Annotated in this window: 2 protein-coding genes and 1 pseudogene; 1 reads left to right on the top strand and 2 read right to left on the bottom strand. The window is 45.8% G+C overall.

Annotation, left to right across the window (positions count from 1 at the left end):
• On the bottom strand, positions 1-1111 hold a 1111-nt coding region (locus C7B77_RS28135), incomplete at its 3' end, for an NAD(P)/FAD-dependent oxidoreductase (protein ID WP_106312856.1).
• A 316-nt stretch (positions 1112-1427) separates the two neighbouring features.
• On the opposite strand from C7B77_RS28135, the gene C7B77_RS28130 reads away from it, so the two are divergent.
• The gene (locus C7B77_RS28130; RefSeq protein ID WP_146138579.1) at positions 1428-1814 is read left to right on the top strand and encodes a hypothetical protein; all 387 of its coding nucleotides are present in this window, start codon (positions 1428-1430) and stop codon (positions 1812-1814) included.
• Positions 1815-1908: 94 nt separating this feature from the next.
• Here the strand turns inward: C7B77_RS28130 and C7B77_RS30550 are convergent.
• Positions 1909-2494: pseudogene (locus C7B77_RS30550) on the bottom strand (hypothetical protein); the annotation flags it as partial.

The following is a 2494-nucleotide window of genomic DNA, read 5'->3' as shown; positions in this document are numbered from 1 at the left end:
CGACGATACCACTATTGGCATTCTTACCGCTCCGCTCGTACTGACTCATGCCATTCGTCACCACCCGCCCCACTTCGGATGTCGCCGCCACTACTTGCCCGCCCGGACACATGCAAAAACTATAAACCGATCGACCATTATTACAGTGATGAACCAAGCTATAATCTGCCGCCCCGAGCATCGGATGTCCGGCTTGCGATCCGAGTCTACACTTATCGATAATTGATTGGGGATGTTCGATCCGAAACCCGATCGAGAATGGCTTGGGTTCGATATATACTCCCGCATGGTGGAGCATCTCAAAGGTATCGCGGGCACTATGTCCGACGGCGAGAATTACATGGTTGCTAGCGATATATTCGCCACTAGCTAAGGTGACGCCGCAGACTTGCCCATTTTCGATATTAAGCTGCTCTACGCGACTCTGAAAGCGGATTTCACCACCGAGGGATGCGATCGAGTTGCGGATATTTTCGACAATTTTTACCAGTCTGTAAGTGCCGATATGGGGTTTATTGATATAGAGGATTTCCGACGCCGCACCCGCATTAACTAGCTCTGCCAACACTTTGCGCCCGTGATGGTTGGCATCTTTGATCCGACTGTAGAGCTTCCCATCTGAAAATGTCCCCGCACCGCCTTCGCCAAACTGTGCATTCGATTCGGGGTTGAATTTTGCCTTGCTCCAAAAGCCAAACGTATCTACAGATCGATCGTGTACCGCCTTGCCCCGTTCTAAAATAATCGGGCGAAATCCCATCTGGGCGAGCAATAACCCCGCAAACATTCCACACGGCCCGCAGCCAATCACGATCGGGCGTTGCGCTAATTCCGATGGCGCGTGGGTGACATAACGATAGCTAGTATCGGGTGTGGGGACGATATGCGGGTCTTTCTTGAACTTTTGCAGGAGTTGCGGTTCTCTGGTTGTCTCGATATCGATGATATAAACAAAGGAAATTGCCCCCTTTTTGCGCGCATCATAGCTCCGCTTGAAGATGGTATGGCGAATTAAATCTTTAGGTGCGATCGAGAGTTTTTTGAGGATGGCGGACTGGATATCTGCTGCTGTGTGTTCCAGTGGCAGTTTGACTTCGGAGAGGCGGAGCATGAACGTTATCCCGATCGGGTATGGCAAAATCTACTGTTCTTATTTTGTCACAATGGTTAATAGATGGTGGCTAAAAAGTCGAATCTTTGCAAACAGATAGTTACTTATTTATCGATTAGACCTCCTGCATGAATATGAAATTATGGTGTTGGTAGTGAATAGTGGATAGTGAATAGTGGATAGAAATATGGCTCCTAGTATCTAACTCGATCGGATGTAAATGCTCGATTTGAGATTTGTGCAGGAGGTCTATTGCACTCGATCGGTAGTTTTTGGGAAAACTAACAAAGTATTATATATTTTCAGAGATTATCCCATGAGTCGTGGATCGCGTATCGCTATCGGCATAGCCGCATTACTTTCTGCTGCTGCTTTCCTGAAATCAGCTTTTAATCCTGTCGGTCTGCCTACTGGAGCCATGACTTTTTATGCAATGGCATTATTCTGTGGAATTATCGCCATGGCTTGTTTTTTCCCGAAAGGTCATCCAGTGACTTTACGAATCATTGGCTCGGTAATTCTTGGTAGTTATATTACCTATGTTTGTAGCAGTTTCGGCACTCCAAATTTTGGCAGATCGGTTATCGGATTATTCATGTGGGGGATTCCTTCTGGTTATTTAGCTATCAAAGGTAAATATCCATCATGGGGCTTCGGATCGGCAGGATTTAATGCCAACGAACGCAAAAACACTCGTAAGTAATTAATCGATTAAATTTCGATCTATCTTTACCTGCAAATATTCGTCCGCTGACGATCGATTCGATCTGTAACTTTATTGCACTTAATGGTATTTTTTATAGTTTGTCGCGATCGCAATCCTCAGGATATGCTTTGACGATTACATTTAAGGCAATGACGCTAAATACAAACATTCCGATTGGCTGCGCTCCAGCGATGAGTGGAGGAAAAATGAGTGAGGATAAATAAGGTAGCAGCATTATACCGGACGATTTTTGTCTATCTACTTGCGATCGGGGATACCAAGATCGGAGGAGCGAAACTAACACAAAATAGCTAATTGCAAGCATCAGAAAAATTTTGCCGATCGTCCACCAGTCTTCAGGTGAATGGATCCCGAGATTGACGTCCTCGCTACTAGTGTGCCGAACGAACAGCAATCGATCGATACTAAATAGACTCAATCCACCGATCGTTGATAAGATGACACTCAAAACGATCGGTGGTAATGGAAATCTCATCGTGCCGACTACAGCATAGAGATATAATAAGCCGACCTGACTCACCGAAATGAGATTGCCAACCCAAGCATGAGGCGCGATCTCGGCAACCCGAACGCTGGAGATCGCATACAGTGGTAAGGCTAAAACAACGGCCCAATAAATTAAAATTGGTACGCCGAGCAGTTTGCCAATGATAATT

Source organism: Chamaesiphon polymorphus CCALA 037 (genome assembly GCF_003003845.1).
Lineage (GTDB): Bacteria > Cyanobacteriota > Cyanobacteriia > Cyanobacteriales > Chamaesiphonaceae > Chamaesiphon > Chamaesiphon polymorphus.
This window is presented reverse-complemented; position numbering and strand designations above follow the sequence as displayed.